Source organism: Flavobacterium sp. (assembly GCF_040382755.1).
Taxonomy (GTDB): domain Bacteria; phylum Bacteroidota; class Bacteroidia; order Flavobacteriales; family Flavobacteriaceae; genus Flavobacterium.
Map to the genome: position 1 here is coordinate 1 of NZ_JBEIET010000129.1, position 5085 is coordinate 5085.

Annotated in this window: 5 protein-coding genes; 3 read left to right on the top strand and 2 right to left on the bottom strand. The window is 34.2% G+C overall.

Translation table 11 applies throughout. The annotated features are described in order from the left end of the window. Nucleotides 1-645, top strand: a 645-nt coding sequence (locus ABWO04_RS09660; RefSeq protein ID WP_353079511.1) for a DbpA RNA binding domain-containing protein, incomplete at its 5' end; no start/stop codon positions are given. 143 nt (nucleotides 646-788) lie between these two features. Next, nucleotides 789-1553 carry a carboxypeptidase-like regulatory domain-containing protein gene (locus ABWO04_RS09665; protein ID WP_353079512.1) on the top strand — a complete coding sequence of 255 codons (765 nt, stop codon included), beginning with the start codon at nucleotides 789-791 and terminating at the stop codon, nucleotides 1551-1553. A gap of 100 nt (nucleotides 1554-1653) precedes the next feature. Here ABWO04_RS09665 and ABWO04_RS09670 read toward each other — a convergent pair whose 3' ends face one another. Beyond that, nucleotides 1654-2310, bottom strand: coding sequence for a TrmH family RNA methyltransferase (locus ABWO04_RS09670; protein WP_353079513.1), 657 nt, complete (start codon nucleotides 2308-2310; stop codon nucleotides 1654-1656). A 177-nt stretch (nucleotides 2311-2487) separates the two neighbouring features. On the opposite strand from ABWO04_RS09670, the gene purB reads away from it, so the two are divergent. Next, on the top strand, nucleotides 2488-3831 hold the full coding sequence (purB, locus tag ABWO04_RS09675; RefSeq protein WP_353079514.1) for an adenylosuccinate lyase: 1344 nt from the start codon (nucleotides 2488-2490) through the stop codon (nucleotides 3829-3831). Nucleotides 3832-3944: 113 nt separating this feature from the next. Here purB and guaB read toward each other — a convergent pair. Next, on the bottom strand, nucleotides 3945-5085 hold a 1141-nt coding region (gene guaB / locus ABWO04_RS09680; protein ID WP_353079515.1), incomplete at its 5' end, for an IMP dehydrogenase.

Here is a 5085-nt window from a genome sequence, read left to right on the forward strand (position 1 = left end):
GATGGTACGGTAAGATATTTTATCAATATTGGTACAAGAGATGATTATGATTGGATGACGTTAAAAGATTATTTACGTGATACTTTACAAGTAGGTCAAGACGACGTATTTAAAGTAGACTGTAAAGAAGGTTTTTCTTTCTTCAATACCAATGCTGAATTGGCAGAAAAAGTAATGGAAGTTTTAAATGCTGTGAATATTAACGGTAGAAAAATTAACGTTGAAATTTCTAAAAATGACGGTGGCGGACGCAGAGACCATAACGGAAGAAGTGGTGGAAGATCTGGCGGAAGCGGATTCTCAGGAAGACGTGAAGGCGGAAGTTCTGGTGGATACAGAGGAAATTCTGGTGGTGGAAATCGTGAAGGCGGTGGCTACAGAGGAAATCGTGATGGAGGAAACCGTGAAGGTGGAGGCTACAGAGGAAATTCTGGTGGTGGAAATCGCGAAGGTGGTTTCAATCGTGAAGGAGGAAGTGGTTTCAGACCAAGAACTTCATCAACTGGCGGAAGCGACAGAAGAAGTTCAGATTCTCGCGATAGCGGAAGAAGAGGTGAAGGTCGTTCAACTGAAGGTCGTTCAACAGAAAGAAGAAGTTCTGGATTTGAAGGTGCAAGAAGAACGCCAAGAAGATCAAACGACTAATTTTTTAGTTTAAATCTAATAATCCCGATTCGTGCTTCGTTTCGGGATTTTTTATGCTATAAAATTCAACTTTTTTATAATCTTATGTTAACAACATTCCCTATTTAAAATTAAATCTTATTTTTGTAGAAATATATTTTCAGATGAAAAAAATAGCTTTTCTTATTTTAATTTTAACTGCCGTGTTTGGGTTTTCTCAGTCCGATACATTGCAAGTAAAAGTGAAAGGAAAAATTATAGATATTAAAACTAATATGCCAATTGCCAGAGTAACGGTTTTAAATAAAAATACATCTTCGGTGGTTTTGGCATCTGAAAATGGTGATTTTGAAATTTCTGCGAAAACAAATGACAAATTGTTGTTTTCTCATTTGGGTTATAATTATGCTGAGGTTGGTGTGAACCAAAAATGGTATGCTGGAAACCAAACAGTTTTTTTAAGTTTTAAAGAAAATGAAATTGAAACCGTTTTAGTGACAAATTATACCTTAACAGGATATTTGGAAATTGACACGAAATTAATTCCAGTAAACGAGAATTATCGCTATAATATTGCGGGTTTAAATTTAGGTTACGAACCAGGAATGAAAGCTAAAAACGCAACAGAAAATTTATTAAAAGCTTTGTCTAATCCAGTAGATTTAGTGTATTCACTGTTTAATACAAAAGAAAAAGATTTTAAGAAATTAATCGATTTAAAAAAAGATACGCATTTTTCTGCCATTTTAAGTAATAATACGAATCGTGAAGTTTTAGCGATGTTATTACAATTGGATAAAAATGAAATTGATAAAATTTTAGAAAAATGCAATTATTCTAAAAACTTTATAAATACAGCAAGCGATTTACAAGTTTTAGATGCCTTGGCTACTTCCTATAATGATTACAAAGTTTTGAGAAGAAAGTAGTTTAAGTGAAAAGTTGCAAAGTTGCAAAGTTTCAAAGTGCAAAGTTTCAAAGCGTCAAGTAGCTATTTACAACTGCCAACTCATAACTGATTACTGAAAACTATCCCACAAACTGTTTTTCAATATAGGCAACATCTTTAATCGTTTTTCTCGTCCAATCCAAACGTTTTTCTAACACTTCTTCATCTGTAAGTTGCCAGTTAATATCCGATTGTCGCATTCTGTTTGTAATATCTTGAATAACCAATGCAGCTGAAACAGAAATATTTAAACTTTCTGTAAATCCAACCATTGGAATTTTTATAAACCCATCTGCCTGACTCATTACTTCTTCTGAAAGCCCGTCAATCTCTGTACCAAAAAAGATTGCCGATTTTTTCGAAACATCAAATTCGTCTAACATACAGGAGTCATTATGTGGTGTGGTTGCAATAATTTGATACCCTTTTGCCCGTAAACTTGCGATACAACTTTTCATATCTTGATGTTGGTTAATATCTACCCATTTTTCGGCACCCATTGCAATTTGTTTGTCAATCGCTTTTCCGTATCGTTGTTCTACAATATGTAAATTTTGAATGCCAAAAACCTCACAACTTCTCATAACAGCACTTGTATTATGTAGCTGATACACATCTTCCATAGCAATAGTAAAATGATTGGTTCTGTTTTTTAGTACTTCAATAAATCTGTTTTTTCTGTTTTCAGACATAAAGTTTTCTAAATATTCTAATAAAGCGAGTTTGTTTTTTTGCATTTCGGTTTAATTTGCCGCAAAGTAACAAAAATTCTATAAAAGAAAATGGTCGAATTAATAGCTCTAAATTTTTAATGTATATTATTTTAAAATTAATTTTTCAAAAAACACCTAACTAATTTCGGAATACTACGCACGAATTACTAAATTTGCATCTTTAAAAAACAACACAACATTATGCAATTAACGGAATTAAATGCCGTATCGCCAATTGACGGACGCTACAGAAGTAAAACCAAATCGTTATCCGCTTATTTTTCGGAAGAAGCGTTAATAAAATATAGAGTTTTAGTTGAGGTAGAATATTTTATTTCAATGTGTGAATATGGTGTGCCTCAATTACAAGGTGTAGATAAAAATAGCTTTGGAAAATTGAGAAGCATTTATGAAAATTTTTCAACGGAAGATGCACTTTGGATTAAAGAAACCGAAAAAACGACTAACCACGATGTAAAAGCGGTTGAATATTTTATAAAAAAGAAGTTTGACGAATTTGGTTTAGAAGCGTTTAAAGAATTTATTCACTTCGGATTAACTTCTCAGGATATTAACAATACTGCGATTCCACTTTCTGCGAAAGAAGCTTTTGAAAATGTATATTTACCAAGTTTAATTGCGATTGTTCAAAAATTAAAAGAACTTTCGGTAGAATGGGCGAATATTCCTTTATTAGCTCGTACACACGGACAACCGGCTTCACCAACCCGTTTAGGAAAAGAAATTTTAGTTTTTGTAGAACGTATTGAAGAACAAATGCGTTTGTTGTTTAATGTGCCTTTTGCCGCTAAATTTGGTGGTGCAACAGGAAATTATAACGCGCATAAAGTAGCCTATCCAAACCACGATTGGAAAGCATTCGGATCGCAATTCGTTGAAGAAACGTTAGGACTTCGTCATTCATTTCCAACTACACAAATTGAACATTACGATCATTTTGCTGCTTTTTTTGATGCATTAAAAAGAATAAATACCATCATTATTGACTTAGATAGAGACATTTGGACGTATGTTTCTATGGATTATTTCAAGCAAAAAATTAAAGCGGGAGAAATCGGTTCTTCAGCTATGCCACATAAAGTGAATCCAATTGATTTTGAAAATTCGGAAGGAAATTTAGGAATTGCAAATGCGATTTTCGAACATTTATCTGCAAAATTACCACTTTCAAGATTACAACGTGATTTAACTGATAGTACCGTTTTACGAAATATTGGTGTGCCAATTGGGCATACACTTATTGCTTTCGAATCTACATTAAAAGGGTTGAATAAACTGTTATTAAATGAGCCTAAATTTGAAGAAGATTTAGAAAAAAATTGGGCAGTTGTAGCAGAAGCGATTCAAACAATTTTACGAAGAGAAGGCTATCCAAATCCTTACGAAGCACTAAAAGATTTAACAAGAACGAACACAGTTATCAATAAAGATTCCATTCACGCATTTATTGAAACGTTGCAAGTTTCTAACGATATTAAAACAGAATTAAAAGCTATTACGCCAAGTAATTATTTGGGAATTTAGTTTTTTCATTCAGCATCTGGTTACAATAAAAAAAATCCATTCCAATAAATCGGAATGGATTTTTACTTTTCAGACCTGTCAGGTTTTTCAGACCTGTCAGTTCCAATATTATACTATCTCGAATAATTCGGAGCTTCTTTAGTTATCGTAACATTATGTGGGTGACTTTCGCTAATTCCACTTGAAGTTAATCGTACAAATCGGCTTGTTGCTTGTAAAGTTTCAATGTTTTTTGCACCACAGTAGCCCATTCCAGCACGAAGTCCGCCAATAAACTGCTGCATGCTTTCGTTAAGTTCGCCTTTATAAGGTACACGACCTACAATTCCTTCTGGCACTAATTTTTTTACATCATCTTCCACATCTTGGAAATACCTGTCTTTCGATCCTTCTTTCATTGCTTCTACAGAACCCATTCCACGGTACGATTTAAATTTTCTTCCTTCAAAAATAATAGTTTCTCCAGGTGATTCTTTCGTTCCAGCTAACATTGAGCCTAACATCACACAAGAAGCTCCTGCAGCCAACGCTTTCGGAATATCTCCAGTGTATCGAACGCCACCATCAGCAATTACTGGAATGCCAGTTCCTTCTAAAGCGGCAGCCACTTCTAAAACGGCAGAAAATTGAGGAAAACCAACACCGGCTACTACTCGTGTCGTACAAATAGAACCAGGTCCGATTCCAACTTTTACAGCATCAGCGCCATTTTCAGCTAAATATAAAGCCGCTTCAGGCGTAGCAATGTTTCCAACCACTACATCTATTTCTGGAAATTTGTTTTTTACTTGTTTTAAGACATCTACCACACCTTTTGTATGTCCGTGTGCGGTATCAATAATAACAGCATCAACACCTGCTTTTACTAAAGCTTCTGCTCGGTCAAGTACATCTGCAGTAACTCCTAAAGCGGCCGCTACTCGTAAACGACCATATTTATCTTTATTTGCGTTTGGTTTTTGTGTAAGTTTAGTAATATCTCTAAATGTAATTAATCCAATTAATTTAAAATCAGCATCAACAACGGGAAGTTTTTCAATTTTACTCTCTTGAAGAATTTCTTCTGCTGCAGCTAAAGTAGTACCTTTTCCTGCAGTAACTAAATTTTCAGAAGTCATTACTTCAGTAATCGCTCTTGAGTTTTCTTTTTCAAAACGCAAATCTCTATTGGTAACAATTCCCTTTAAAATTCCATTTTCATCTACAACTGGAATTCCACCAATACCAAATTCTCTCATCGCATTTTTGGCATCA